The organism is Streptomyces sp. NPDC048420 (assembly GCF_040651535.1).
Taxonomy (GTDB): domain Bacteria; phylum Actinomycetota; class Actinomycetes; order Streptomycetales; family Streptomycetaceae; genus Streptomyces.
In genome coordinates, this window is sequence record NZ_JBEZKG010000017.1 from 24484 (window position 1) to 51295 (window position 26812).

The 26812-nt window shown below is 70.4% G+C and carries 23 protein-coding genes, 1 tRNA gene and 2 pseudogenes; 11 read left to right on the forward strand and 15 right to left on the reverse strand.

Annotated elements, in window-relative coordinates; all coding sequences use genetic code 11:
• Positions 1-27: 27 nt before the first annotated feature.
• Genes AB0D34_RS30000 through AB0D34_RS30020 form a run of 5 tightly spaced genes read left to right on the forward strand, consistent with a single transcriptional unit; the run spans position 28 to position 5419 of the window.
• Positions 28-981, forward strand: coding sequence for a M14 family metallopeptidase (locus AB0D34_RS30000; protein ID WP_362666889.1), 954 nt, complete (start codon positions 28-30; stop codon positions 979-981).
• Complete coding sequence (locus tag AB0D34_RS30005) at positions 978-2432, forward strand: aldehyde dehydrogenase family protein (RefSeq protein WP_362666892.1); 1455 nt, start codon at positions 978-980, stop codon at positions 2430-2432. The genes AB0D34_RS30000 and AB0D34_RS30005 overlap by 4 nt, the downstream gene beginning before the upstream one ends.
• On the forward strand, positions 2429-3367 hold the full coding sequence (locus tag AB0D34_RS30010; protein WP_362666895.1) for an aldo/keto reductase: 939 nt from the start codon (positions 2429-2431) through the stop codon (positions 3365-3367). Before AB0D34_RS30005 ends, AB0D34_RS30010 begins: the two co-directional genes overlap by 4 nt.
• A 45-nt stretch (positions 3368-3412) precedes the next feature.
• On the forward strand, positions 3413-4078 hold the full coding sequence (locus tag AB0D34_RS30015; protein WP_362666898.1) for a haloacid dehalogenase type II: 666 nt from the start codon (positions 3413-3415) through the stop codon (positions 4076-4078).
• 48 nt (positions 4079-4126) lie between these two features.
• Positions 4127-5419 carry an FAD-binding oxidoreductase gene (locus AB0D34_RS30020; protein WP_362666901.1) on the forward strand — a complete coding sequence of 431 codons (1293 nt, stop codon included), beginning with the start codon at positions 4127-4129 and terminating at the stop codon, positions 5417-5419.
• Between the two features lie 783 nt (positions 5420-6202).
• Here AB0D34_RS30020 and AB0D34_RS30025 read toward each other — a convergent pair.
• Positions 6203-9532 (reverse strand): BTAD domain-containing putative transcriptional regulator, encoded by a 3330-nt coding sequence (locus AB0D34_RS30025; RefSeq protein ID WP_362666904.1) that lies wholly within the window; start codon positions 9530-9532, stop codon positions 6203-6205.
• A gap of 87 nt (positions 9533-9619) precedes the next feature.
• On the opposite strand from AB0D34_RS30025, the gene AB0D34_RS30030 reads away from it, so the two are divergent.
• A complete protein-coding gene (locus AB0D34_RS30030; RefSeq protein ID WP_362666907.1) occupies positions 9620-9967 on the forward strand; it encodes a hypothetical protein in 348 nt (115 codons plus the stop codon).
• Here the strand turns inward: AB0D34_RS30030 and AB0D34_RS30035 are convergent.
• The 8 genes and pseudogenes from AB0D34_RS30035 to AB0D34_RS30070 form a co-directional block, all read right to left on the reverse strand.
• Complete coding sequence (locus AB0D34_RS30035; RefSeq protein WP_362666910.1) at positions 9942-10841, reverse strand: CoA transferase subunit A; 900 nt, start codon at positions 10839-10841, stop codon at positions 9942-9944. The genes AB0D34_RS30030 and AB0D34_RS30035 overlap by 26 nt on opposite strands.
• 22 nt (positions 10842-10863) lie before the next feature.
• A complete protein-coding gene (locus AB0D34_RS30040; RefSeq protein ID WP_362666913.1) occupies positions 10864-11607 on the reverse strand; it encodes an SDR family oxidoreductase in 744 nt (247 codons plus the stop codon).
• Positions 11604-12575 (reverse strand): fumarylacetoacetate hydrolase family protein, encoded by a 972-nt coding sequence (locus AB0D34_RS30045; protein ID WP_362666916.1) that lies wholly within the window; start codon positions 12573-12575, stop codon positions 11604-11606. The genes AB0D34_RS30040 and AB0D34_RS30045 overlap by 4 nt, the downstream gene beginning before the upstream one ends.
• Positions 12576-12689: 114 nt before the next feature.
• Positions 12690-13628: a VOC family protein gene (locus tag AB0D34_RS30050; RefSeq protein WP_362666918.1), complete on the reverse strand. Its 939-nt coding sequence runs from the start codon at positions 13626-13628 to the stop codon at positions 12690-12692.
• 12 nt (positions 13629-13640) lie between these two features.
• A complete protein-coding gene (locus tag AB0D34_RS30055; RefSeq protein ID WP_362666921.1) occupies positions 13641-14651 on the reverse strand; it encodes an amidohydrolase family protein in 1011 nt (336 codons plus the stop codon).
• Positions 14648-15767: pseudogene (locus tag AB0D34_RS30060) on the reverse strand (FAD-dependent oxidoreductase). Before AB0D34_RS30060 ends, AB0D34_RS30055 begins: the two are co-directional and overlap by 4 nt.
• Before the next feature lie 153 nt (positions 15768-15920).
• Positions 15921-16883 (reverse strand): cyclase family protein, encoded by a 963-nt coding sequence (locus AB0D34_RS30065; protein WP_362666924.1) that lies wholly within the window; start codon positions 16881-16883, stop codon positions 15921-15923.
• Complete coding sequence (locus AB0D34_RS30070; protein WP_362666927.1) at positions 16880-17863, reverse strand: fumarylacetoacetate hydrolase family protein; 984 nt, start codon at positions 17861-17863, stop codon at positions 16880-16882. The genes AB0D34_RS30065 and AB0D34_RS30070 overlap by 4 nt, the downstream gene beginning before the upstream one ends.
• Positions 17864-17982: 119 nt before the next feature.
• Here AB0D34_RS30070 and AB0D34_RS30075 point away from each other — a divergent pair, with 119 nt between their 5' ends.
• Positions 17983-18966 (forward strand): LysR family transcriptional regulator, encoded by a 984-nt coding sequence (locus AB0D34_RS30075; RefSeq protein ID WP_362666930.1) that lies wholly within the window; start codon positions 17983-17985, stop codon positions 18964-18966.
• A 249-nt stretch (positions 18967-19215) separates the two neighbouring features.
• On the opposite strand, the gene AB0D34_RS30080 is transcribed toward AB0D34_RS30075, so the two are convergent.
• Positions 19216-20496 (reverse strand): MFS transporter, encoded by a 1281-nt coding sequence (locus AB0D34_RS30080; RefSeq protein ID WP_362666933.1) that lies wholly within the window; start codon positions 20494-20496, stop codon positions 19216-19218.
• A 336-nt stretch (positions 20497-20832) separates the two neighbouring features.
• On the reverse strand, positions 20833-21084 hold the full coding sequence (locus tag AB0D34_RS30085) for a hypothetical protein (RefSeq protein ID WP_362666936.1): 252 nt from the start codon (positions 21082-21084) through the stop codon (positions 20833-20835).
• Between AB0D34_RS30085 and AB0D34_RS30090 the strand changes: the two are divergent.
• A pseudogene (locus tag AB0D34_RS30090) lies at positions 21070-21270 on the forward strand (NAD-dependent epimerase/dehydratase family protein); the annotation flags it as partial. The gene AB0D34_RS30085 and the pseudogene AB0D34_RS30090 overlap by 15 nt on opposite strands.
• A 271-nt stretch (positions 21271-21541) precedes the next feature.
• Here AB0D34_RS30090 and AB0D34_RS30095 read toward each other — a convergent pair.
• Positions 21542-21615, reverse strand: a tRNA-Gly gene (locus tag AB0D34_RS30095).
• Between the two features lie 500 nt (positions 21616-22115).
• On the opposite strand from AB0D34_RS30095, the gene dcd reads away from it, so the two are divergent.
• Complete coding sequence (gene dcd, locus AB0D34_RS30100; RefSeq protein ID WP_362666939.1) at positions 22116-22691, forward strand: dCTP deaminase; 576 nt, start codon at positions 22116-22118, stop codon at positions 22689-22691.
• On the forward strand, positions 22688-23197 hold the full coding sequence (locus tag AB0D34_RS30105) for a phosphoribosyltransferase (RefSeq protein ID WP_362666943.1): 510 nt from the start codon (positions 22688-22690) through the stop codon (positions 23195-23197). Before dcd ends, AB0D34_RS30105 begins: the two co-directional genes overlap by 4 nt.
• 342 nt (positions 23198-23539) lie before the next feature.
• On the opposite strand, the gene AB0D34_RS30110 is transcribed toward AB0D34_RS30105, so the two are convergent.
• Complete coding sequence (locus tag AB0D34_RS30110; RefSeq protein WP_362666946.1) at positions 23540-23908, reverse strand: hypothetical protein; 369 nt, start codon at positions 23906-23908, stop codon at positions 23540-23542.
• 143 nt (positions 23909-24051) lie between these two features.
• On the opposite strand from AB0D34_RS30110, the gene AB0D34_RS30115 reads away from it, so the two are divergent.
• Complete coding sequence (locus tag AB0D34_RS30115) at positions 24052-24465, forward strand: transposase family protein (protein ID WP_362666949.1); 414 nt, start codon at positions 24052-24054, stop codon at positions 24463-24465.
• On the opposite strand, the gene AB0D34_RS30120 is transcribed toward AB0D34_RS30115, so the two are convergent.
• Both AB0D34_RS30120 and AB0D34_RS30125 read right to left on the reverse strand, forming a co-directional pair.
• Entirely contained in the window at positions 24466-25452 is a 987-nt protein-coding gene (locus AB0D34_RS30120) for a Yip1 family protein (RefSeq protein WP_362666952.1), read from the reverse strand.
• A gap of 36 nt (positions 25453-25488) precedes the next feature.
• Positions 25489-26757 carry a VCBS repeat-containing protein gene (locus AB0D34_RS30125; RefSeq protein WP_362667366.1) on the reverse strand — a complete coding sequence of 423 codons (1269 nt, stop codon included), beginning with the start codon at positions 26755-26757 and terminating at the stop codon, positions 25489-25491.
• Positions 26758-26812 lie beyond the last annotated feature (55 nt).

Sequence of the window (26812 nt, forward strand, 5' to 3'; positions counted from 1 at the left end):
GTACCCGCATCCGAAAGGAACCTTCTGATGTACTCCATCGGTCCGCTGACCGTCGCCCCCGGCGAGCGCGCCCAGGGCCTCATCCCGGTCGGCACCAGCAGCTACGGCGTGGAGCTCGGCATCCCGCTGATCGTCGTCAACGGTGCCCAGGACGGTCCCGTGCTGTGCGTGGACGCCGGCGTGCACGGCGACGAGTACGACGGCCAGGAGTCCATCCGCCGCGTCCTCGCCGAGGTCGACCCGGCCACCCTGCGCGGCACGCTGGTCGGCATCCCCTGCATGAACACCCCGGCCTTCGAGGCGGCCGCCCGCACCAGCGGCCTGGACCACCTCAACCTCAACCGCATCTTCCCGGGTGACGCGGACGGCTCGTACTCCCTGCGCCTGGCCGCCACCTTCGTCGAGCAGGTCGTTCCGGCCATCGACGCCCTGGTCGACCTGCACACCGGCGGCACCTTCGGCGAGATCGCCCCGCTCGTCATCCTCCAGGGCGGCTACGAGGACCTGGCCACCGACCTCGCCCTCGCGGCCGGCCACGACCTGGTGTGGAAGGGCGGCAAGTGGGGCGGCACGGTCCGCCACCCCACCCTGGCGGCCGGCAAGCCCGCGATCACCATCGAGGCGGGCGGCGGCACCTACCGCGAGTCCAACGTCGAACTGCACATCAGTTCGATCCACAACATCATGCGCCGGCTCGGCATGATCGACGGCGACGCGAAGCTGCGGGACACGTATACGACGGTCTCCGGCACCTTCGCCCGCTCCGCCGCCGGAGGCTTCTTCCTCGGCCACGCCGAGCCGGGCGAGACCTGCAAGGAAGGCGATTTGATCGCCCACATCGTCGACCACTACGGCAACCAGCTGGAGGAGGTCCGTGCCCCGCAGGACGGCGTCGTGCTGTGGGTGCGCAGGATCCGCACGGTGCGCCCCGGCGACGAGGTGGTCATCTTCGGCGAGGTGCAGGGAGAGATCCGGCCATGACCATCGACACGCAGTCGCTGCTCGTCGACGGCAAGCAGGTCCCGGCCGCCGACGGCCGTACCTTCACCGTCCTCGACCCGTCGGACGGGACGGCCATCGCCCAGGTGGCGCTGGCCGGTCCGGCCGACGTGGACCAGGCGGTGGCGGCGGCCAGGGCGGCCTTCACCGCTCCCGAGTGGGCCCGGATGCGGGCAGCCGACCGAGGCCGGATCCTCTACAGGATCGCTGAGGCGATCCGCCACCAGGGCGAACGTCTGGCCCGGCTGGAGAGCCAGGACGTCGGCAAGCCGCTGGCCCAGGCGAAGGCGGACGTGGAGTCCGCCGCCCGCTACTTCGAGTTCTACGCGGGCTTCGCCGACAAGCTGGGCGGTTCCACGATCCCGCTCGGTCCCGGTCTGATCGACTACACCGTGCGTGAGCCGATCGGTGTCTCCGGTCAGATCATCCCGTTCAACTACCCGCTCCAGAACACCGCGAGGGGCTCCGCCCCGGCGCTGGCGGCGGGCTGCACGGTGGTCCTCAAGCCCTCCCCGGAGGCACCGCTCACCCCGCTGGAGATCGGCAGGATCGCTCTGGAATGCGGCCTTCCGCCCGGGGTGTTGAACGTCGTCCCCGGCGACGGCGAGACCGGCGCGGCCCTCGCCGGGCACCCGGACATCGACCAGGTCACCTTCACCGGTTCGGTGCCGACCGGCATCAAGGTCGCCCAGGCGGCCGCAGCCAACGTGGTGCCGTCGGTTACGGAGCTGGGCGGCAAGTCGCCCTTCGTCGTCTTCGCCGACGCCGACTACGACCTGGCGCTCAAGGCGATCCTGGGCGCGTCGTTCAGCAACGCCGGACAGATGTGCTCGGCGGGCACCAGGCTGCTTCTCCAGCGCGGCGCCGAGGACTTCCTGGAGCGGCTGGCGGAGAAGATCGCCACCCTGCGCGTCGGTCCCGGCCTCACGGACCCGGACATCGGTCCGCTGGTCGCCGCCCGCCAGCGCGACCGGGTCCTGGGCTACCTGGATCTCGCCCGCCAGGAAGGAGCGACGGTCCGTGTCGGCGGCGGCGCCCCGTCCGACCCCGCCCTGGCCGAGGGCTACTACATCGAGCCGACCGTCCTCACCGGCCTGACCAACCAGTCCCGTTGCGCACGCGAGGAGATCTTCGGCCCCGTCGTCACGGTCATCGACTTCGACGACGCCGACGAGGCCCTGGACATCGCCAACGACAGCCCGTACGGCCTGTCCTCCTACGTCTGGACCCGCGACATCGACAAGGCGATGCGCCTGGCCGAGGGCATCCGGGCCGGCCAGGTCTACGTCAACGCCACGGGCGTCGGTACCGGCGTCGAGCTCCCCTTCGGCGGCTACAAGCACAGCGGCTGGGGCCGGGAGAAGGGTCTCGAAGCGCTGGCGAGCTACACGCAGACCAAGAACGTCTGCATCGGATTCGGGAGCCGGCCATGAGGTATCGCACGCTCGGTGAGCGCGGGCCGGTCGTCTCGGTGGTCGGCGTGGGCGGCAACAACTTCGGCTCCCGCCTCGACGAGGACGGCACCAAGGCCGTCGTCCACGCGGCCCTCGACGCCGGCGTCACCCTGTTCGACACCGCCGACGTGTACGGCGGGTTCGGGGAGAGCGGCGGCGCGCGCGGCGACGGTGAACGGCTCCTCGGCGCCGCCCTCAAGGGACACCGGGACGGGGTCCTGCTGGCCACCAAGTTCGGCATGGAGATGGGCCGGGAGGCCGATCTGTACGGCCCGCGCGGCACCCGGGGCTACATCCGGTACGCCGTGGAGGCGTCGTTGCGCCGCCTGGGCACCGACCGGATCGACCTGTTCCAGTACCACGAGCCGGACGGCGTCACTCCGCTCGACGAGACGATCGCAGCTCTGCGGGAACTGGTCGACGAGGGCAAGATCGGGTACATCGGCTGCTCCAACCTCCCGGCCGAGGACCTGTCCGATGCCTTCGTGTCGACTCAGGCCCGCTACCACCTGCTGGACCGTGGCGTGGAGAACGCCCTGATCCCCGCCTGCCTGCGCAATGGCATCGGCCTGCTCCCGTACTATCCGCTGGCCAACGGCCTGCTCAGCGGCAAGTACCGGCGCGGCGAGCAGCCCCCGGCCGGCAGCCGCCTGTCCTGGCGGCAGGGGTGGCTCACCGACGAGGCCCTCGACCGCGTCGAAGCACTTACCGCATACGCCGCCGAGCGCGGCCTGACCCTCCTCCAGGTCGCCGTCGGCGGACTCGCCGCCCTGCCCGCCGTCGGCTCCGTCATCTGCGGCGCCATGACCCCTCAGCAGGTCACAGCCAACGCGGCGGCGGCCGACTGGACCCCCGACGCGGCCGACCTGGCCGCGCTCGACGCGATCGTCGCCCCCGGTGAACGCGTCGTCTGAAGCTCTCAACTCCCCTTGAGAACCCTCGAATCGGAGCCAAGAACCATGCGAGAGATCGTCACCTTCGACGCCTACGGCACCCTGGTCGACTTCCAGCTCGGCCCCACCACCCTCAAGGTTCTGGAGGACCGGCTGGACCTGGACAACCTGGACGTCGACGAGTTCCTCGACGACTTCCGCGTCATGCGCTTCCAGGCCGTCCTGGAGGCCTACCGCCCCTACCACGAGATCCTGCACTCCAGCCTGCAGATGGCCATGCGCCTGCACGGCCTGGAGTACCGCACCTCCGACGGTGACGCCCTCGTCGAGGCCGTCCCCACCTTCGGTCCCTTCCCGGAGGTCCCGGACGCCCTGCGCGCGCTCAAGACGAAGTACGAGATCGCGATCATCACCAACAGCGACGACAACCTGATCGCCCGGAACGTCGAGAACATCGGCGTCGACTTCGACTACGTCATCACCGCCGAGCAGGCCGGCGCCTACAAGCCGGACCGCCAGACCTTCGAGCACGCCTTCAAGACCATGGGCGTCGAGCCGTCGCAGGTCATCCACACCGCCCAGGGCTGGGAGTACGACCACATCCCGACCCGCGACCTCGGCCTGAAGCGCCGTGTGTGGATCAACCGTTACGGCCGCCCCGGCAGCGCCGACTACCAGCCCTACGACGAGCTGACCGACATGACGGGCCTGCCGAAGCTGCTCGGCTGCTGACCGGCCGGGACCGAAGCACACAGAGACAGAACACAGAGGACGCACGTCATGAAGCAGATCCCCTACTGGCTCGACACCGCACCCGCCCTGCCCGACAGGTCTGGTAAGGACCTGCCCGACGAGGCGGACGTGGTGGTCATCGGTGGCGGCCTCACCGGTCTGTCCACCGCCTACCACGCCGCCCGCAAGGGCGCCCGTGTCGTCCTCGTCGAGAAGGACAAGGTCGCCTCGGGCGCCTCCGGGCGCAACGGCAGCATGTGCACCCAGGGCATCACCATCGGCGTCGGCGAGGCCCGCAAGCGCTTCGGCCAGGAGCGCGCCCGAGAGCTGTACAACGTGTTCCGCGAGGCGGTCGACGTCGTCGAGGACATCACCCGCACGGAGAAGATCGACTGCGACTTCGACCGCTCCGGACGCCTGGGCGTGGCGTACAAGCCGCAGCACTTCGAGGCGATGAAGGCCACCCAGCGCGACCTGGCCGACAACTTCGACCACGAGACGCAGCTGCTGAGCCGCGGCGAGCTGAAGTCGGAACTGGGCTCGGACTACTACCACGGCGCGTTGCTCGACCCGCTCAGCGCCGCCCTGCACGTGGGCAAGTACGTCCACGGCATGGCGGAGGCCGCCGAACGCGCCGGAGCCGAGATCCACGAGCGCAACGCCGCCACCGGTCTGACCCGCCTCTCCGGCGGCGGATTCGACGTGGAGACGCTGCACGGCACCATCCGTGCGAAGCAGGTCATGGCCGCCACCGACGCCTACACCGACAAGGCGCTGCCCTGGTTCCGCAAGCGGCTGATCAACGTCGGCAGCTTCATCATCGTCACCGAACCGCTCGGTGAGGAACGCGCCCGCGAACTGATCCCCAACGGCCGCCTGGTGGTCGACTCCAAGAACATCGGCCACTACCTCCGCCTCACCCCCGACAACCGACTCGCCTTCGGCGGCCGGGCCCGCTTCGCCCCCTCCAACCCTGCCTCCGACGTCAAGAGCGGCGACATCCTGAAGCGGGAGATGGCGGAGATCTTCCCGCAGCTGGCCGACGTGCGCATCGACTACGTGTGGGGCGGCATGGTCGGCTTCTCCTGGGACCGCCTCCCGCACGCCGGCGAGGCCGAAGGGGCCAAGGGCCTGTACTACTCCATGGGGTACTGCGGCCACGGCGTCCAGATGGCCACCTACATGGGCCGTGCCGTCGCCGAGATGATGGACGGCAAACCGGAGGCCAACCCCCTGCGCGGCCTCGGCTTCCCCAAGGTCCCCGTCCCCTTCTACAACGGCACCCCCTGGTTCCTGCCCTTCGGCGGCGCCTACTACAAGGCCAAGGACCGCCTGCGCTGACCCGTGCCGGCGGCGGCGACACCACGGGGGCCCTCCGCGACACGGTCGTGGGGCCCCCGCGGGCACGGGACAGCGCGGCCACTCCCCGCTCCCGCACCTCACGTACACGTGCCTGAGCCCACGCGTCCCCAGTCCGAACACCAGGTGGTGAGCGACGACTCGGCAGGGATCACCGGACGACGATGCCGGCCACGGGTGTCGGGGGAGAACTCCCTTGAGGCGCTCGACGCGGCGGTTGGCATCGCCAAGACCCTGCACGAGCTTGGCGAGTACGAGGAGGCACGCGCCGTCAACGCGGACTTGCTGCCGACATTCGAGCGTCTGGCTGGAAAGGGCCACTCGCGCACAGCACACGCCCGCAGTCGTCTGGTAGAGAACCTCCGCGCGCTCGGGCCGTGTGCGCCATGGAACAGCCCACACGCCTTGTGGACGCGGGCCGGTCGCCAGGCCGACGCGCCCCCACGGGCTTTGGGCACGATGGTTCGCGCCGGACATTTCTCCGAGGAGGCCGCGTTGATCTGTCGGCCCGTCCGACGAAGAGCGGCAGCGCTAGGTTGCCTCAGGGTCCGACGCCCTGGCGCGCGCGGTCCAGACTCGCGCTCTCAGCTTGGGAAGCGACGGCGCAGCTCCGCCTCAGCGCCTGGCGAGAGGAGTACGAGCAGGTGTCGTGAGACGGCAGGGGTGCGGAACGCCGCCGCGATGATGGGTGCTCCGGCGGGCTCGCAGACGCATAAGCTCCGGGTCGCGCCGTTACCAGACCGATGGGCTCAGGCGAGGAAGACGTCACCAGTCGGGATCCCCGTACTCCTTCTCGGGCACGCCGATGTCCGCGAAGACGGCCCCTGCCTGTTCCCTCATCAGCTCGGCGGCGGCGCCGTCGGTGTTCCGGTGGGCGCGGGCGAGTGCCATGAGGGTGCGGGCCTCGCCCAGCCGGTGGCCTGTCTCTCGGTGTACAGCGAGGGCTTCCTGGCCGAGCCCGACGGCCGTGCCGTGTGCTTCCTCGGCCTCCGCCGTCTCGCACAGGGCCGTCAGGGCCTGGCCCTCCACCACGCGGAACGAGTGACGGCGGGCCAGCGCCAGTGCCTGTTCGGCGTGGGCGCGGGCCTTGTCGTGGCGGCCCGCTTGCCTGTGGACGGCGGAGAGGGCCAGTAGGCTGTCCGTCTCGGGCCGTCGGAACCGCGCCTCGCGGGCCAGGGCGAGAGCCTGCTCGCCGGCCTGCAGTGCCTGGTCCAGCCGTCCCAGGCGCCGGCGGGCGGCGGTGATCGTGTTGAGGATGCCGGACCGGAAGGGGCGTTTGGTGTCCTCAAGAGAAAGCAGGGTGAAAGCTCGCTCGGCGAGTTCCAGCCCTTCGCTGTGGCGGCCGAGTTCCACATGGATCTTCGCAATGGCGTCGAGCATCATCGCGTGGCCGTTGCGGTAACCGACTCTCCTGCCGGAGGCCACCTCCGGGCCGAGGAGGTCGAGTCCGTCGGTGAGACGGCCGAGTTCCCAGTACACCCCGCCCAGGACCTGCAGGGCCGAGCCGGCGTTCCACGAACCGACCTCCGCCTCAAGGGCGACGCCGCGTTCCAGGTGGTCCGCGGCCTCGTGCAGCCGGCCCAGATCCCGGCAGGCCATACCGAGGGCGACCAGGCCGTATCCCTCGAAGTAGCGGCTCCCGATCTCCCGGAAGATCCGCAGACCGGCGGTGAAATCGTCGTACGCCTCGTCGAGGCGCGCCATGCTCCAGTACCCGAAGCCTCTGTGGCCGAGCCCCGCCGCCTCACCCATCGCCCAACCGACCTTCCGGCTGATGTCCAGCGCGCGAGTGGCGTGCTCCATCGCCTCGCGGACATACCCCCGGTCCCACCACACCCCCGCGAGGCTGCAGTGCATCGCTGCCTGGCCGAACACGTCGCCTTCGGCCTCGGCCGCGTCCAGTGCCGTGTGCGCCGTGGCCTGCCAGGTCTTCCGTGGCAGATGGATCCAGAAGTCGGTGAACAGCGCGGAGGTCAGGTGCCAGGCGACGGGGCGGGGCCCGTGGTGGGCGGCATGGTTGATGACGGCGAGCAGATTCGCCCGTTCCGCGTCCAGCCATGGTCTCGCCGCGGTGGCCGAAGGCAGGTCCAGGCGGCCGCGGAGACGGAGACCGACGGGCAGCTCCGGAAAGTGCCCGGCTCCCGCGGCGGTCCGGGTGGCGTTCAGGTACCAGACGAGGAGCCGTTCCAGGGCGGCTGCCCGGTCCGGTGCCGTCTCCTCCGCCAGCGCGCACTCCTGCGCGAACTCACGGAGGAGATCGTGGAACCGGTACCGTCCCTCCGTCGCCGGCTCCAGCAGATGGGCCGAGGTCAGTGCGCCGACCAGGCGGCGGGCTTGTGACAGCGGCGCGTCCAGGAGGGCCGCCCCGACCTCGGTGGTGAACTCGGCTCCCGGGAACAAGCCGAGCAGGCGGAACAGCCGGCGTGCGCCGGGCGCCAGGACCCGGTACGACACGGAAAAGGCCGTACGCAACGGGGAACCGCTCCCACCGTCCGGTTCCAACGCCTCCAGCCGACTGCCCTCCGTCATCTCCGCGACGAGGTCGGCCGTCCGGAGCACCGGATCGCCCGCCAGCCTGGCGGCGGCCAAGCGCAGCGCCAGCGGAAGGCTTCCGCACAGCCGGACCAGGTCGTCGATCGCGCGCTCATCGGCGGCGACCCGGTCCGCGCCGAGGGCCCGGCTCAGCAGTGCGCGGGCCTCGTCGGGCTGGAGGAGGTCCAGGGGCAGGGCGCGGGCGCCGTCGCGGGCGACGAGGTCGCCGAGCCGGTTGCGACTGGTGACCAGGACACAGCAGGTCGGGCCGGACGGCAGCAGCGGCCGTACCTGCTCGGCCGAGGCCGCGTTGTCCAACAGGACGAGCAGGCGCCGGCCCGCGAGCAGGGTCCGGAACAGGCGGCCCTGGGCTTCGTGGTCCGGTGGGATGTCCGACGCCGTCAACCCCAGGCTGCGCAGCAGCAGTTCGAGAGCCTCGCCGGGTCCGAGGGGCTGCCGGTCGTGGTCGAAGCCGTGCAGGTTGATGTAGAGCTGGCCGTCCGGGAAGCGGTCGCGGACCTGGTGCGCCCAGTGCACGGCCAGAGCGGTCTTGCCGATGCCCGCGGCGCCACCGATGGCGGAGATCACCACGGTGTTCGCATTCTCCGCCCCCTGCTCCCGCGCGGGGGTGAGCATCGAGTGGAGTCGGTCGAGTTCGCCGGTGCGACCCGCGAAACCCGGTGTGTCGTGCGGGAGTTCGGCGGGCCGGGCACTCGCGCGGGGTGTGGATCGGACCGAGGTGGACGAAGACAGAAGAAGGAAGTCGTCCTGGTTCAGCACTGCTTCGTGCACCCGGCGCAATTCCTCACCGGGATCGGTTCCGAGCTCGTCACGGAGCCGTACGCGCAGATCCTCGAAGGCTCTGAGCGCCTCGGCCTGCCGTCCGCGGCCGTACAGGGCCCGGATGCGCAGGGCCGTCAGCGACTCGTCGTAGCGGTCGTCCACCGAAGACGCCGCCAGCCCGCTCAGGTCGTCGAGGACATCGTCGTACCGCCTCAGCAGGACCAGGCACTTGAGCCGCTCCAGACGGTACGTCCGTCGGCGCTCCTCCCACCGCTGCCGCTCCTCCTGCGCGAAGGGGCCCGGCAGTCCGGCCAGTGGCTCGCCCCGGAACAGCCCGATGGCGGCTAAGAGTTGGTCCGCGGCGGTGGTCAGATCACCCGACGCGACGGTGCGCAGTGCCCGGGCACCCTGCTCGTCCAAGTCCGCCGTGTCGAGCCGGACCTCCTCGACGGCGAAGCGGTACCAGCCCTTGCCGCTGCGGATCACCGACTCCGCAGGCGGGGTGCCTTCCGGATCGAGCGCCCTGCGCAGCGAGTTGACGTGTGTGGGCAGCACTTTGCGTCCGCCCGCCGGAGGCTCCTCACCCCACACCGCGTCGAGCAGCCGCTCATGACTCACCACGGACCCTTGGCGCAACGCCAGGGCGGCCAGCACGGCTTGGCGTTTGACCGGACCCGGATCCAGCGGTGTCCCGCCCCGCCGCGCCCGTAACGGCCCCAGCACTTCGAGCCCGAGCGGCTCAGGAGATCCGCCGTCCACCCGAAGCCTCCCGTGCTCCACATCATCGTAATTTCATCAGGATTACAGCATTCCAGGCCACGGTGGTGGACACGACATCGCACAACCCACACAACCGAAGGGGTCCGCGTGACCGAAGTGGAGCTGGTGGCCATCGCGTTGGCCACGGGAGCGGCGGCCGGACTCACCGGTACGGAACGAGAACGCGTCACTTCACGAGGAGTGGTCCACGACCTTCATACCGAGCTGAGGCAGGCGGTCCGCCGGTGGCTGTCCGGCGGCGACGACGTGCGGCGCGGATACGGCGTACGGGTGCTGCATGCGTACGAGGCGGACCCCGACGTGTGGCGCACTCGGCTGCTGCAGGTCCTGGCCTCCGGGCCGTCGATGGATGAGGAGATCCTCGTAGCGGCCCGCGCGGTGCTCCGCGCGGACCACCGGGCAGGACACGTCATCGTGGACGTGGCTGGCTCATGACGAAAGTCCCCCGAGGATCATCGCGAGATCGGGAGGCCCGCGGGAGCTCGTACGACATCGCATCGCATTGGGGTGAGGGCCGGAAACCGGTCGGCGACCCCGGCAAAACATAAGCCCCAGGCCGCTGACCTGGGGCTTCAAGAAGAGCGGGTGACAAGAATCGAACTCGCACTCTCAGCTTGGGAAGCGACGGCGCTTGCGGAGGCGAATAGCTTCTGACCTGGGTCATGACGCGCCGGGCGCCGAGCTCTTCGACCTCGGCGACGGTGGTCCGCCCGGCCATCGCGGCGAGGGGGTTGAAGTTGGCGGCGGCGCGGCGGAAGACCAGGTTGCCGTGGCGGTCGCCGCGCCAGGCCCGTACGAGGGCGAAGTCGGTGGTGATGCCGTGCTCCAGGACGTGCGGGCGGCCGTGGAAGTCGCGGGTCTCCTTGGGAGGGGAGGCGACGGCGACCGAGCCGTCGGGGGCGTACCGCCAGGGCAGACCGCCCCGCGCCACCTGCGTTCCCACTCCCGCCGGGGTGTAGAAGGCAGGGATGCCCGCGCCGCCCGCGCGCAGCCGTTCTGCGAGGGTGCCCTGCGGCACCAGCTCCACCTCCAGCTCACCGGACAGGTACTGGCGGGCGAACTCCTTGTTCTCACCGACGTAGGACCCGGTCACCCGGGCGATACGTCCGGCGGCCAGCAGCACGCCCAGCCCGCGCCCGTCGACGCCGCAGTTGTTCGACACGACTTCGAGGCCGGTCGCGCCCTGCTCGTGCAGGGCCCGGATCGCGGCCTCGGGTACACCGCTGAGTCCGAAGCCGCCAACGGCCAGTGACGCACCGTCGGGAATGTCGGCGACCGCCTCGGCCGCGCTCACGCGGACCTTGTCCATGGGTGGGAGGGCCTTTCTGCTGCTACCGGTGAAGGGCGTCGGAGATCGACTTGACGCCGCCGTGCGCCGTGAGGCCGCCGTCGACCGGGATCTCGGCGCCGGTGATGAAGGACGACTCGTCGGACAGAAGGAAGACCACGAGCGGGGCGACCTCCTCGACCGTGCCGGTGCGGCCGAGTGGTGTCTCCCGGATGTTCGCCTCGCGAAAGGCGGGCGCCGCGGAGGCGGTCATGTCCGTCTCGATGAAGCCGGGGTGGATCGTGTTCACGCGGATGCCGCGGGGCCCCAGTTCCATGGCGGCGGTCTTCGACAGGCCGCGCAGCGCCCACTTGCTGGCCGTGTAGGCGACCGGGTAGTGGCCGGTGAGCGCCGCGGACGAGCCGACGTTCACGATCGAGGAGCCGGGCGGCATCAGCGGCGCCAGGTGCTGGATGCCCAGCAGCGGGCCGGTGACATTGACCGCGTGGACCCGGGCCATGTCCTCGGGGCGTACGTCGTCGATCCGGGCCCGCCAGGTGACGCCCGCGTTGTTGACCAGGCCGTGCACCTGCCCATACGCCTCACGCAGGTCGGCGGCGAGTTCCGCCCAGTCCTTCTCGCTCGTGACGTCGAGACGGCGGCAGCCGGGTGACTCCGAGACGTCGGTGGCGATCACCCGGGCGCCCTCGCGGGTCAGCGCCTCGGCCTCCGCGGCGCCCTGGCCACCGGCCGCGCCCGTGACCACGACGACCCTGCCGAGGAGCCTTTTGGGATGGAGATCGGTCACGGCCGTTGCCTCGTGCGGCGTCGGGCGACGGGAACGGTCACGGGGTCCGGGCCGGCCACCACGGTGTTGGAGACTGAGCCGATGCCCTCGACGGTGAGGGTGACCGTGTCGCCGGGCTTCAGGGGAGGCGGGGACTGCTCACCCCGTACACCCCACAGCTCGGCGAGGCAGCCGCCGTTTCCGCAGGTCCCGGAACCGAGGACGTCGCCGGGGCGGACGACGGTGCCGCGGGAGGCGTAGGCGGTCATCTCCTCGAAGGTCCAGCTCATGTTGGACAGCAGGTCCTTGCCGACGATCTCGCCGTTCACCGAGGCGGTGAGCGCGAGCCTCAGGAAGCCGTCCGGGTCGCGGTACCTCTCCAGCTCGTCGGCGGTGACCAGGTAGGGACCCAGCGTCGTGGCGGTGTCCTTGCCCTTGCAGGGGCCGAGGCCGACCTTCATCTCGGCGGACTGCAGGTCGCGGGCCGACCAGTCGTTGAAGACGGTGTAGCCGACGATGTGGTCGCGGGCCTGCTCGGGGGTGAGGTCGCAGCCCTCCTTTCCGATCACGGCGGCGACCTCCAGCTCGAAGTCGAGCACGCTCGACCCCGGCGGCACGGGGATGTCGTCGTGCGGCCCGTACATCGCGTAGGGGTTGCCGAAGTAGAACGTCGGGGCCGCGTACCACCGCTCCGGTACCCCGGCAGCCCCGTCCACGGACCGTCGTACGCCCTCGACGTGTTCCTCGAAGGTGACGAAGTCCCGCACGGTGGGCGGCTGGAGCGGCGCCAGCAGGCGTACGTCGGAGACGTGGGGGCCGGCCGGGACGTCGAGGGTCGCGGAGCCCGCGTCGAGCAGTTCGGGCAGGCCGCCCCCCTCGGCGAGCAGGCCGGTCAGTGAGCTGACGCCGGGCAGGGGGTGGAGAGTGCCGTCCTCTGAGACGACGGCCACCTGGCGTCGGTCGCGGTACTCGTACGTGGCGAAACGCATGGCAGTTTCCTGTCGGCTGTCGGCGTGAGGGATGGCACGAAGGCCGGGGGCGCGGCAGGGGAGTCAGAGCAGTGACAGGGTCACCGCGCCCCCGGGGACTCAGGGCTTCGCCGATCAGACCGGCGGGGCGACGAAGACGCCGCGGTCGACGTCGTTGAAGGACTCCTTGGTGACCAGTTCGTTCATGGGGTTGGCGGTGCCCCACTGGTCGGTGACCTCGGGCTTCGAGAAGTCGTAGACGTGCGGGTGCCAGGTGTCCTCGTCCAGCAGCTCCAACTCCGTCGTGTACTCGACCGTGTTGCCGTGCGGGTCGAGGAAGTAGGTGAAGGTGTTGTCGCCCGCCATGTGCCGGCCCGGACCCCAGATCTTGCGGGCGCCGGAGCGGATGACACGGCCGGAGCCGCGCATGTACTCGTCGATTCCGCGCATCTCGAAGGAGATGTGGTGCAGCGAGGTGTGCGGGCCCTTGGCGATGGCCATGGAGTGGTGCTGGTTGCTGATCCGCATGAAGTGCATGACGTCGCCGATGTGCGGATGGCCGAGCGTGTCGGACAGCCGGAAGCCGAGGTGCTCCTCGTACCACGCCTTGGTCCTGTCCAGATCCGGCGAGTTGAGGACGACGTGCGACAGCTTGACCGGGATCGACTCCTTCTCCTCGATCTTGCGGTGCTGCCGCACCTCGACGTCGGCGGAGACCTCGATGGTGCGCCCGTCCACGTCGAAGAACCGGAAGCCGTACCCGCCCCCGGGGGTGTCCAGCTTGCCCGGCTGGGAGATCAACTGCACGCCGGTCGCGAGGAGTTGTTCGGCGAGGGTGTCCACGTCGGTCGTGTTCGCGGCGCCGTAGGAGACGAGGTCCAGACGCTTCTCGTCGGCCTTGCGCAGCCGGACGACGTACTGCTCGGGGGAGCCCTCGGCGGCCAGGAAGGAGATGCCGGAGTCCTCGGCGACCTTGGTCAGGCCCCAGACGCCGGCGTAGAAGTCGATTTGCTTGTCGTAGTCCGGTACGGCGAGATCGACGTGGCGGAGGTGGGTGAGCAGGCGGTTACTCATGAGGGGAGCTCCTCAGACGAGGTTGAGCAGAGCGGCGGCGTTTGTGCCGCGGACGGAGTGGAAGTCGGTGTCGGGCAGGTCCGCGGCGCGCAGCGCGCCGAGCGGGTCGTCGGTGCCCATGTCGAAGGGGAAGTCGGAGCCGAGCAGGACCCGTTCCGGGCCGACCGCTCGCAGCAGCTCCCGCAGCACCTGAGGGTCGTGGACGAGGGAGTCGAAGTACAGCTGCTTCAGATAACTGCTCGGTTCCCGCTCACAGCCCCGGGCGTCGGGACGGGCCCGCCAGGCGTGGTCGGAGCGGCCGATGTGGGTGGGCAGGTAGCCGCCGCCGTGCGCCGCGATCAGCCTCAGACCCGGATGACGGTCCAGAACGCCGGAGAAGATCAGGTGGGAGAGGGCGACCGCGTTCTCGGTGGGCTGGCCGACGGTGTTGGACAGGTACCACCGGTCCAGGCGCTCGTCGAGGGTGCAGCCGAACGGGTGGAGGAAGAGGAAGGCGCCCGTCTCCTCCGCACGGGACCAGAGGGGTTCGTACGCCGGGTCCGACAGTTCGCGGCCGGGCGCGTGCGAGGAGATCTCCACGCCCCTCAGCCCCTGGTCCAGGGCGTGGTCGAGCAGGCCGGCCGCGAGGCCGGGATGCTGGAGCGGGACCAGGCCCAGGCCGTGCAGGCGGTCGGGAGCCTTCGCACAGTGGGCGGCGGTGCCCTCGTTGGCCAGTCGGCAGACCGTCTCGGCCAGTTGGGGCTCGGCCCAGTAGTGGTAGTGGGACGGCGAGGGGCTGACCAGCTGGATGTCCACGCCCTGCGCGTCCATGGCCGTCAGGCGCACCGCGGCATCCGTCAGCTTCGGCACGCGCGCGCCGACCATCGGACCGTTCACTGCCAGGGCCGCCGGTCCGTTGCGGCGCGCGTCGAGGGCGCGGGCCGCGGCGAGACCGGGATGACCGGCGACGGCCTCCTCGACCTCCGGGAGCAGGAGGTGGGCGTGGACGTCGATGGTCGGCGCGGAGGAGGCGGTGGTGGTCACGGGCGCTCCTTGAGGAGGTTCATGGTGCGGCCGACCAGCCCGGCCATGTCGGCGTCGCGTACGCCGTCCAGCTGCCACTGGCCGATCTGCATGGACGCCTCGACGACGGTGCGCACCCGGGGGATACGGCGGTCGTGGTAGGCCTGGAACAGTTCGTCGTCCCAGTCCCGTCCGCTGGTGAGCAGCTCGGCGAGGACGAGGGCGTCCTCCAGGGACATCGCCGCGCCCTGGGCCAGGGTGGGCGGGCAGCAGTGGGCGGCGTCGCCGATCAGCACGACCCGGCCCCGGTGCCAGGACCCCTCCACCAGCAGGTGGTCGAACCAGGTGTAGTTGACCTTCTTCGGGTCCGTGATGTGCTCGGTGATCTCCGGCCAGACCCCGCCGTAGCTCTGCGCCAGGCGGCGCATCTCGTCGGCGTAGGTGGCCGGGTCGATCGAGGAGCGTTCGCGGCACCCTTCGACGACGTACGCGTAGAGGGTGTTCTCGCTGGTGGGGCAGTAGCCGGCGATGTAGGCGGGGCCGCCGTAGGCGAGGTCGGTGCGCGTCACGCTCTCGGGCCGCGGGGCGGCGACGCGCCAGATGGCCATGCCGGTCGGCTCGGGTTTGTCGGTGACGCCGATCGCGGCGCGGGTGGCGGAGTTGAGTCCGTCGGCGGCGATCACCAGGTCGTATCTGCCCTCGCTGCCGTCGCTGAAGCGCACCGAGACGAACGTCGGCGCCGGAGGCGCGGACCGTGTCGATGAGGATCTGCTGCAGCTGGGGGCGCTGCATGCCGAGGGTGGCGGGCAGGTCGTCGCCGCCGGTCTGGATGTCCTCGGCGACGAACAGGACGGTACCGTCGGGAGCGGTCACGCCCAGCGAGCCGAAGGCGTATCCGGAGGCTTTCACCTGTTCCCACACGCCCAGTTCGCGCAGGACCCGCAGGGCGTTGCCCTGGAGGGTGATGCCGGAGCCGGTGGTGGCGTTCCAGTCCGGCTTGGCCTCGATCAGGTCGACGACGATGCCGGCGCGCCGCAGCAGGATGGTGACGGCGTTGCCTGAGGCGCCCCCGCCGATGACCAGGACGGTGGGTGTGCCCCCGGCTGGAGGCTGGGGGAGAGTGCGGCTGTCAGCCATGTCGGGGATTCCTCCCGGGGTTGGGCCGCGCGACTTCGGGCGGCGGGAGCTGCGGCTCGCCCGCTGCGAGTGCGGGCCAGAGGTGGGGACGGGGGTGCGGTGCCGGATGCGCCGCTGCTGTCCGGGGAACGGCGCATCCGCTAGTGGTGCGGGTTACTTGACGGCGATCGGGTTGACCGGGGAGCCCACGGCGCCGGTGATGGGGAGGGGAGCGGCGGTGAGCCAGAACTCGTACACGCCGTCGTCGGCGCAGTCGGCGGCGAGTGCGTCGAGGTCCCACATCTCGCCGATCAGCAGGCCCATGTTGGGGATGACGACCTGGTGCAGCGGCTGGAAGGCGTCGTCGAACTCGTTGGGACGGACCTCGAAGCCCCAGGTGTCGGTGGCGATGGCGGCGATCTCGGTGCGGTGCAGCCAGCCGGCGGTGGTGAACGACAGGCCGGGCGCGGGGCCGCCCGCGTAGTCGCCCCAGCCGTCGCGCCTTGCGCGGGCGAGGTGTCCGGTGCGGACGAGCACGATGTCGCCGCGGCCGGTGGTCACCCCGTGGGCCTCGGCGGCCCGGGTGAGGTGCTCCTCGGTGATGGCGAACCCGTCGGGCAACTCGCCGTCCGTGCCGACGACCTGGCCGACGTCGAGGAGCACGCCGCGTCCGGCGACGTGCGGCGCCATGTGCTCGATGCCGGTGACGAGGTCGCCTTCGGAGGTGACCACCTTGTCGGCGCGCCGCCCGTTCCAGGCGAATCCGTGGTCGAAGATGTGGCCGAGTCCGTCCCACTGGGTCGAGCACTGCAGCGGCATGGCGATCACGTCGTCGGCGCCGCCGATGCCGTGCGGGAAGCCCTGGTTGCCCAGCGCCGCGTCGGTGCCCGTGTCGAGCATGGTGTGCACCGGGTTGGTCCGCCGGCGCCAGCCCTTCTGCGGGCCGTTCATGTCGAACCGCTGCGACAGCGAGAAGCTGACGCCGCGGCGCACGAGCGCCGCGCCCTCGCGCCGCTTGGCCTCGTCGAGGAAGTTCAGTGTGCCGAGCACGTCGTCCTCACCCCAACGCCCCCAGTTGGAGTACGCCTTGGCGGCCTCGGCTATCGCGTCCTCCGGGTCGCGGCGGTTCAGGCTCATGTCGTTCCCTCCGCGACACAGCGGGTGCGCTGCACGCCCAGACCGGTGATGGAACCCTCCATGACGTCGCCGTCGCGCAGCAGGCGTCCCCAGTGGATGCCGTTGCCGGCCGGGCTGCCGGTCAACACCAGGTCACCGGGCAGGAGTTGAGCCGTCTGCGAGGCGTACGACACCAACCGGGCGACTCCGAAGAGCATGTCCTTGGTGGACTCGTCCTGCATGGTGTCGCCGTTGAGCTTGAGCGTGACCCGCAGGTCACCGGTGTCCGCGATCGACTCGGCCGGTACGAGCCACGGGCCGAGCGGCGTGAAGCCGGGGGCGTTCTTGCTGCGCAGCCAGTCGGTGCCGATGGCCTTCATGTCCCGGCGGAACACGGTGGCGCGGTCGGTGAGGTCGTTGGCGATGGTGTAGCCGGCGACGTACTCCAGGGCCTCCTCGACCGTCACCTGGTAGGTGGGCTTGGCGATGACGGCCGCCAACTCCAGCTCCCAGTCCGGCTTTTCGGCCCAGGCGGGCAGGACCACGTCGTCGTACGGGCCGGTGATCGCGCTCGGCAGACCGATGAAGACGTACGGCAGGTCCTCGGCGGCCCGGCGGTCCATGACCGCGGCGATCTCCTCGCGGGCCTCCTCGACCGTGCGCGGGTCGTCCGGGGAGCGGTGGGCGACCTCCAGGTCGATCACGTGTTGCCGGTAGTTGGCGCCGGACTGGAAGATCTGCCGCGGCTCGATGGGGGCGTGCATCCGCAGGCTCTCCAGCGGCCGCCAGCCGAGGGCGTCCTCGTCCGCCAGGACGCGCAGGACGGGCAGGGCCTCCTCCCACCGCTCCACCACGGCACGCACGCTGGACGGTGCCCAGGCCAGGACACTGCTCAAGTCGAGTACCCGGCCCTTGGCCAGGAGGCCGGGAAACGACTCCCCGTCCTGAGCGGAGAACGTGCCGAGCGCGAACGGGCCGGCAGGTTGCGCGAGCATTGCCATCAGATTTCCTCCTGCGGGGTTGCGGTCTACTCTGACCCCGATCGACCAATCACGGAAATTAATCCTGTGGATGTGCCGAATCCACGTCATGGATGGCTCTCGTTGCTAGGTGGTTGCCGGTGAACCTGTCCCGACTCGACCTCAATCTGGTCCTCGCCCTTCGCGCGCTGCTGGAGGAGCGCAATGTCACCCGGGCCGGCGAGCGCATCGGCCTCAGCCAGCCGGCCATGAGCGCCGCGCTGTCCCGGCTGCGCCGTCATTTCGACGACGAATTGCTCGCCCGCACCGGCAACGCCTACGAGCTGACTCCGCTCGGCGCCGCCCTGCGCGACCGCAGCGCCACCGCGTGCGACCTGCTGGAACGGGTCTTCGCCAGCCAGGCCGACTTCGACCCGGCGGCGGAGTCACGTGAGTTCACCCTGCTCGCCTCCGACTACGGGGCGGCCGTGTTCGGTGCCGCACTCGCCCGCGCCCTGCACGAGGAAGCGCCCGGCATCCGGCTCACCTTCCAGCACCCGGCACCGTCCGTCGTGGAGAACACCGCCGCGGTGCTGAGCACCGTCGACGGACTGCTGATGCCGCACGGCGTCATCGACGGCTTGCCCGCCGTCGACCTCCACCAGGACCGCTGGCTGTTCCTGGTCGCCGACGATCACCCCGAGATCGGTGACGAACTCACCCTGGACCAGCTGGGGCGTCTGCCCTGGGCCGTCTACCAGCGTCCCTACGACGCCCCGGCCGCCCGCCAGCTCAGCATGATAGGGATCAGTCCCCAGGTGGAGGTGTCCGTGCAGACCTTCCAGCTGCTGCCCCACATGGTCGAGGGCACCCGCCGGATCGCGATGATCCAGGAGCGCCTGGCGCGCAAGGCGGTCCGCTCCGCCGCGGTGCGCGTCCTGCCCTGCCCGTTCGAGGCGGTACCGGTGCGGGAGGCGATGTGGTGGCACCCGGTGCACGCGCAGGACGCGGGCCACATCTGGCTGCGGCAGAAGGCCGCGGAGGTGGGCGTGACGCTGGCGGGCAACGGCTACAGCAACGGCAAGGGCCCAGGGAAGGCCGTGACCGTCGACCAGAGCGCGGGGCTGCCGCCGGGCCGGCTCTGACCGGGCCCAGCGGCAGCCCGTGAGTGACGCGCTGTCGGCGGGCGGACTGGCCGCCCTCAGAACCACCGCTCCTGGCAACCGCTGGGGACGACACCCGTACAGCGGGCGGACCTTGCTGCCCTCAGGCCAACCGCTCCGGCAACAGCCGGGAACGGACGACATCCGTACAACGGCCGGCCCGCGCGCCCTCAGGCCAACTGCTCCGGCAACGGCCAAGGACCGACAGCGCCCGTACACCGGCCTGCCCCCTCAGGCCAACTGCTCCGGCAACGACCGGGGATCGACGGCACCCGTACGACGGCGGGCCGCCCACAGCCCCGCCGCGACGAGGGCGGCGGACAGCCCCAGCACGCCCACCGCACCGGGGAGACTGCCGATGGCAGCCTCCCCGGCGAGCAGCACCAGCGGGCAGACGAACTCACCGCCGAAGAAGGCCGCCGTCCACAGCCCCGTGCCACGGCCGCGGTCCTCGAACGACAGACGGGACATGGCACTGGTGAGAAGGGCGGGAAGCAGCATGCCGGTGCCCACACAGTTGACGACCGCCCCGATGACCAGCAGCGGGGCGTTGCCCGCGAGGAACATCACCCCGAAGCCGACCGCGCAGACCGCGAGAACGACGGGAAGCATCGGGTCGGGAGAACGCTTGAGCCGGGCGAAGGCGACCGCTCCCCCCACGGTGGCGGCACTGGCGATCGCGGTGGCCAGTCCGATCACGCCGGTGTTCTCCACCCCGAGGTCGTCGAGCAGGTACGACATCTCCACCGGGACGGTGTAGAAGACGATCGCCCCGAAGAAGGTGAGGGCACAGATGCCCGCCAGCTGCCGCCAGGGGAACGGGCGGCGGGCCTCCGCCTCGGCCGGAGCCGCGGCCGGGACCTCGTCGCCGTCCGCACGGGCCGCCGGGTCGGGCAGGGCGGTTGCCATCAGCGGGGCCAGCACCAGGCTCACGGCGTACACCCAGAAGGGCATGCGCCAGCCCGCCGATCCGGCGGCGCCGCCGAGCACGAAGAAGACGGTGGCCGATGCCGAGGCGCACATGGTCTGCAGGGCGAGGTACTTCACCCGCTGCCGACCACTGTAGTAGTCGCCGATCAGGGTCGTGCAGGCTGTCATGATCGCGGCCTCGGCGACTCCGACCAGGGCGCGGCTGGCGATGATGCCTCCCAGCGAGTCCAGCCAGAGCGGGGCGGTGCCGAACGCGGCGTACAGCAGGGTCGCCACGACCAGCAGGCGCTTGCGGCCCACCCGGTCCACGATCACACCGGCGAACGGGGCCAGCAGCGCCAGCGCGAGCGCCGGGACCGTGAGCGCGAGGGGCACCAGCGCCTTGGCCCCCGGGACCGACGCGAAGTGGTCCTGCATCTTCGGCAGCACCGGGGCGATCAACACCGCCCCCAGGATCGGCAGACAGCTGCCCGCCATCAGAAGGGTCACCCGCAGCAGATGGGCCGGGCCCGACACGGCGACGGCTGACGGAGCGGTGGCATCGACCGCGGCGGGAGGCGGCGGGGGCACGGAACCGGGCATGGCGACTCCAGGGAACGGCGTAAGGGAGCGGGCATGCCTAACGGGCGCCGACGACGCACGGCATGCTGGGGGACTCGCACGCCGGCGGCATCCGGACAGCGGCGTGCGGTAGCGACGACTATGGGGGCGCCAAGGCGCCGTTGCCATCCCCAGCGCAATCCGAATCCCGTATCCGGGTTATCCACGCGGTGGATGGGATGGGCAACCGTCACGCGGACGAAAGACGTGCACGGCCGTTCCTGCGCGCGAACAGCGGTGTCCCGGAGCTCGGTCGCCCCGACTCCCGGGACACAGCCCGCAGCCCGCAGCCGGCACGGTCGCGCACGCCAGGCAGCGTCAGCGGACAGGCAGTGGCAGAACGGGCCGATAGGCGGCGACGGCGACGACCGCGACCACCCCATGCATCACCATCAGCGCAGCGACGGCCAACGGCCCCCTGCCGGGCGTGCCGCCACCGAGCAGGGACAGGTCGGGCGCGAACGACACGACCACGAGCACGGGCACCAGCCACCGCAGCAGCCCCGCCGGGTGCTTGGAGAGACGACGGACGACCGCCCAGCCGGGGACACTGTGGACGCCGTCGTGCACCTGGCCGGCGCCGGGGTCGGAGACAAGCGCTGGAGCGCCGCGTACAAAGAGGAGATCCGCCGCAGCCGCGCACTGGGAACCCGCACCATCGCGCGGGCCTGCGCCGAATCGTCCACCCCGCCCCGCGTCCTTGTCTCCGCGTCCGCGACCGGTTACTACGGCGACACCGGCGACCGGACCATCGAGGGCCCGTTTGTTGATCTCGAACTCGGCCATGCGCGGCCTCCTGTCGTCGGTGACATCAAGAAGCCCAATGAGCACCACTGACAACACGGCTCCTGAACAGGTGGCGGGGTTGAAGCGGTGAGTCGAGAGCTGCCGCCTCTGGTCCAGACCGGCGCCGGAAGATGACCCTGTGGGGTGGTTGACCTGCACTTAGGGCACGCGGAGGGCACGGAACCCCCGAAATGGTCTAGACAACAAACAACCCCCGGGTCCATGACCAGGGGGTTCAAGTTGGAGCGGGTGACGAGAATCGAACTCGCACTCTCAGCTTGGGAAGCTGATGTTCTACCACTAAACTACACCCGCGCGAGACGCCGGACGGGCCGGTGTCGAAACGCACTGTCACCTTACCTCATCCCTGGCCCCCGGCGTCGAAGCCGTGGGGCCTGACTGCGTTTCAGGGGTGGGACGGGGCTGCGGGGGGCGGGAGTTGGGGCGTACGGTGGAGGGGTGGAAGAGGGTCCGGGCGGGACCGGAGTGCCGCCTGGAGGGCCGTCCCATCGATCCCGTAATGTGGCATTTGTCGTCAGGTGAGCAGTAGCCCGACGCGGCTCTTGGGGAAGGGACTCTTGGACTTGATGGAGCGCACCGTCGTCCGTTGTGCCGATGGGCACGTGTTCAGCACCGCTTCGTTCCCGATGCAGCAGGCCGAGCGCCTCGGTCCCGGACGCCTCGTCCGGTGTCCTCGCTGTGCCCGGCTTCGCAGCGTCGTTCAGGTGACCTTGGAGAAGCACTAGAAGTTCAGTACCAGGCGCGCGGGTCCGTCCGATGGTGGTCGGTCCGCGCGCCTTGCGTATCCTCGGGGCGTGCTTCTCTCAGACAAGGACATCCGGGCCGAGATCGACGCCGGACGCGTGCGGATCGATCCCTACGACGAATCCATGGTGCAGCCGTCCAGCATCGACGTGCGCCTCGATCGCTTCTTCCGGGTGTTCGAGAACCACCGCTACCCCCACATCGACCCCTCCGTCGAGCAGGCCGATCTGACGCGGCTGGTGGAGCCGGAGGGCGACGAGCCGTTCATCCTGCACCCCGGCGAGTTCGTCCTCGCCTCGACCTACGAGGTCGTCACCCTCCCCGACGACCTCGCCTCCCGCCTGGAGGGCAAGTCCTCCCTCGGCCGCCTCGGGCTCGTCACCCACTCCACCGCGGGCTTCATCGACCCGGGCTTCAGCGGTCACGTGACCCTGGAGCTGTCGAACCTCGCCACGCTGCCGATCAAGCTCTGGCCGGGCATGAAGATCGGCCAGCTCTGTATGTTCCGGCTCTCCTCGCCGGCCGAGTTCCCCTACGGCAGCGAGCGCTACGGCTCCCGCTACCAGGGCCAACGCGGACCGACCGCCTCCCGCTCGTTCCTCAACTTCCACCGGACCCAGGTATGAGCGCCGTACGGGAGAACCTCACCTACGAGGCGTTCGGCACCGCCGTCCGCGAACTCGCGCAGACCATCGCGGACGACGGTTACGTCCCCGACATCGTGCTCAGCATCGCCCGCGGGGGCGTCTTCGTCGCCGGTGGCCTCGCGTACGCCCTCGACTGCAAGAACATCCACCTTGTCAACGTGGAGTTCTACGAGGGTGTCGGCAAGACGCTGGACATGCCTGTCATGCTGCCTCCGGTGCCCAATGTGGTCGACTTCAGTTCGAAAAAGATCCTGGTCGCAGATGATGTCGCCGACACCGGGAAGACCCTCAGACTCGTACATGACTTCGCGCTGGCCCACGCTGCGGAGGTGCGCTCGGCTGTGATCTACGAGAAGCCGCAGTCTTTGGTGAAGTGCGAGTACGTGTGGAAGACGACTGATCGCTGGATCAATTTCCCGTGGAGCGTTCTGCCTGTAGTACGTAAGTCTGGAGAGCCCCTCACGCCATCGAAGGAAGCGATCTAGCGTCGCGGCACGCTTCTCTCTCAGACGGGGCACCTTGCGCTAGCAGTTTCGATCTCACTCGGCATAACGGATTCGGCTTCACCTCGACCGCTACTGGGGCGAGCGACCTGCTGGTGTCACGGGCGTTGCGCCGAACGCTGGCAGTGATGTTGGTGCTCTCGGCGAGGCGCGGAGCACCGATGGCGAGGGCCCGCGTGTCATGTTGATCAGGGCGCAGGTCAGCAGGGTGTTGGTGAAGCCGGGGTTGCGGGGTCGGACGCAGGCGGCGGTGTGCGCGTACGAGGCGCGGTTGGTGCGGCCGAACGGTCGGTGATCTGCACCGGGTGACGGACCGGGGATCGCTCACGAAGGCCAGTCGGAGGGAAGCCCGTCGTTCTCGTTGTAGAAGTCTTCCCCGTCTTGGGCGATCGCCGCCATGGCGCTCCGGTAGGCGTAGCCGTATTCGGTGACCGACAGCGACTCGCAGCCGGGCGGCCGGGTCTCCGGCGGGGTCGTCCGCGACCAGTCCGCGGTGAAGAGCGAGTCGATGCCCGTCATACAGGCGCGGATCGCCTCGGCGTCGGCCGGGGGCGCAGTGGTCGCCGTGGCGGCCGTCGAGGAGGAGGCTGTGGCACTGTCCGCCGGGCTGCCGGAGTCCCCTGATCCGTCCGAACAGGCGGCAAGTGTCAGTAGCAGGGCTGCCGTGGATATGAGCGCTGCAGTGGTCCGCATGTCCCCTGCCCCCAATGTTGAATAAGAGATCACATAGTGGCAGATACGACCAGTTGGCGCACTGGTATGTGTTGTGCCCGGTCTGCGCTCCGGCAACGGGAGTTCGAGCAGGGGAACGGTGGTTGCGGTGCCGGTCCCCTTCGATGGGGACGGAGAATCCGCAGGTCGTACCCGAGAAGGTCTCGGGCCTGCTGGAGCGGCTGGCCGAGGTGCCGGACCCGCGTGACCCACGCGGGGTGCGCCACCGCCTGACCGTCGTGCTCGCTCTCACCGCGTGCGCGGTGCTGGCCGGAGCGACCTCGCTGCTGGCGGTCGGCGAATGGATCGCCGACCGCCACCCGAAAACGACCGGGCTGCGCGGCCTCGCAGTGGACGGCAAGAGCCTGCGTGGCACGGCCAAGGCGACGGGCCGCAAGATCCACCTGCTCGCCGCACTGGAGCACGCCACCGGCCTGGTACCGCTGTATGAAATCTCGCGCTGGCTTGGCCACAGTTGGACGAAAGTGACCGAGCAGGTCTATGCCCACCTGGTCGAGGGTGCTGCCGAGCGGACGTGACTAGAACGTCCCCAGCTTCACGATCGACAGCAGTGCGATCAGCTGGATCGCGGAGGCGCCGAGAGCCTTCGGCCAGGGAAGGTCGTGGGACTTGGAGACCATCAGGGTGAGCAGGACGCCGGCCCCCACCCAGGTCGCCCAGCCCAGGATCTGGACGAAGGACGCGTCGCCGCCGAGGAACATGGCCACGACCAGACGGGGCGCGTCGGTCAGGGACATGATCAGCATGGAGAGGCCGACCGTGGGCTGCCACGCGCCGTCGCCGCCGAGCTGACGGGCCAGGGCGTGGGTGACGACGCCGAGCACGAAGGCCGACAGGACCATGGCCACGGCGGTCGTGAGGACGATCGGGACCGCGTTCGACAGGGTGGCGTTGATCGCGTCCTGGCGTGCGCCCTCGAAGCCGAAGACGGCGAGCAGGCCGTAGAGGAAGGTCACGATGAGGGCCGGGCCCCACATCGTGTAGTCCCGCATCTGGAGGAAGGTCTGCTTGGGGGAGATGAAGATCCCCTTCAGCAGCTCCTTCCAGTGCAGGCGGGGACCCACGGGACCGGCCGGGGCCGAGCCCGCGCGGTAGGTGTCGCCCTGGGTGTAGGGGTCCTCGCCGACCGAGAAGGCCTGGGTGTGGCCGGGATTGTTGGCCGCGTACGGGTCGTGGTCGCCCTGTGGGTACGGCCCGCCGTCGCCGCCGAAGTACTCCGGCTCGTCGTAGCCCCCGCCGCCCTGGGTCCACTGACCCTGGCCGCCCGCGGTGCCGTACGGCGCCTGCCGGCCCGGGTGGGGCTGCGGCGCGGGGGGATAGCCGTACGACTGTCCCTGGGGCGCCTGCTGCCCGTACGGAGGTTGTTGCGGTCGCGTGTGAGGAGCGCCGTTGTCCCGGCCGCGTCCGATCCTGAATCCAGCCACGTCTTCGAACGTACCTGGTCCCGAAGATCGGCGTGCGCGGGCCGACGTTCCGGGGACGGCTTTGCGGCCGAGCTGTGACATCCCCTAAGGGGAGACTCAGCTGGTACCTAAGGGGTTTCAGGTGGTCAGGAACGCCGAGGTGGAGAACGTCACCGACGGCTCCGCCGCGACCAGGCCCTTCTTCGCGCCGGGGTACACGGCCACCGTGTCCTTCGTCTCGCTCCGATACGTCCGTACGGCCAGGTCCGCGCGGCCGTCGCCGTCGAAGTCGCCGACCGCCACGACCCGGGTGGTGCCGGTGCCGGGCGGTTCGACGGTCACCATCCCCTTGGGGGACAGGCCGGTCGTACGGCCCGGGAAGATCCGCAGTCGCGAGCCGCTGGAGACCAGTTCGGAGAGGCCGTCGCCGTTGAAGTCGGCGGCGTCGAGGACCGAGCCCGCCGCATCCAGGGTTCCGCGTACGGCGGTGGGGAGGTCGTAGCGCAGAGACGTTTCGCCCATGGCACCGACCGCCGCGTCCAGGGCCTTGCCGCGGCCGAAGGAGCCGAGGGCCACGTCGATCCCGGACGGCAGGGCGGCCCCGGTGCGGGTCGGTCCCGCCGGGCCGCCGAGGACGATCGCGGCGGGGCCGGTGCCCTGGGTCGTACGGACGACGAGGTCGTCGTAGCCGTCGCGGTTCACGTCGGCGGCCGGACCCGTGGGGACCTCGCCCGGCGACCGGACCGGGGCGCCGGCCGCCTTGGGGGCGCCCTTCCTGGTGAACGGACCGCGCAGATAGGTGAGTTCGCCGCCGGTCGCGTGCAGGACCAGGTCCTGGGCGTCGTCGCCGTCGAAGTCGCCGCACACCGGCTGGTCGGGCCAGTCGTTGCCGACGCGGGCGGCGGCCGGGACCGTGAGGTGAACGGCCTTGCCGGACAGGCCCGTAGGGGAGCCGAAGAGAATCTGCAGTGGGACCGGGGGTTGGCCCTGGCCGTCGTAGGGCGGGTCCGTGGAGACGACGAGGTCCGTGAAACCGTCACCGTCCAGGTCGCAGGTGGCCTGCGCGTCGAAGACGGCCGGGAGTTGGCCCTCGGTGGCCGCGCCCTGCGTCCTCGCGGTGATCAACTGCCGGGCGCCCGGGACGAGTCCGCGAGCCCCGCCGTAGACGATCCCGATGCCGGGGTCGTCGGCGTGCGCCTGCGCCTTGACCAGGTCGCCCAGGACGAGGTCGCGGTGGCCGTCGCCGTTGAAGTCGTCGGGGGACTTGCTGTCGCCCTTGCCGCGGGGGACCGGGAGTTGGGCGGGCGCCTCGGCGATCTGCGCGGGTGTGTCGTCCGCGGATTCGGCGTGCTGTGTGGGGCCGCAGGCGGCGAGGAGAAGGGTGACACAGAGAGCCGCCGTATACATCACGCCGTTACGCACGTGCACCGTTCACCCCGTCAGCATCATTGACAACGACCCG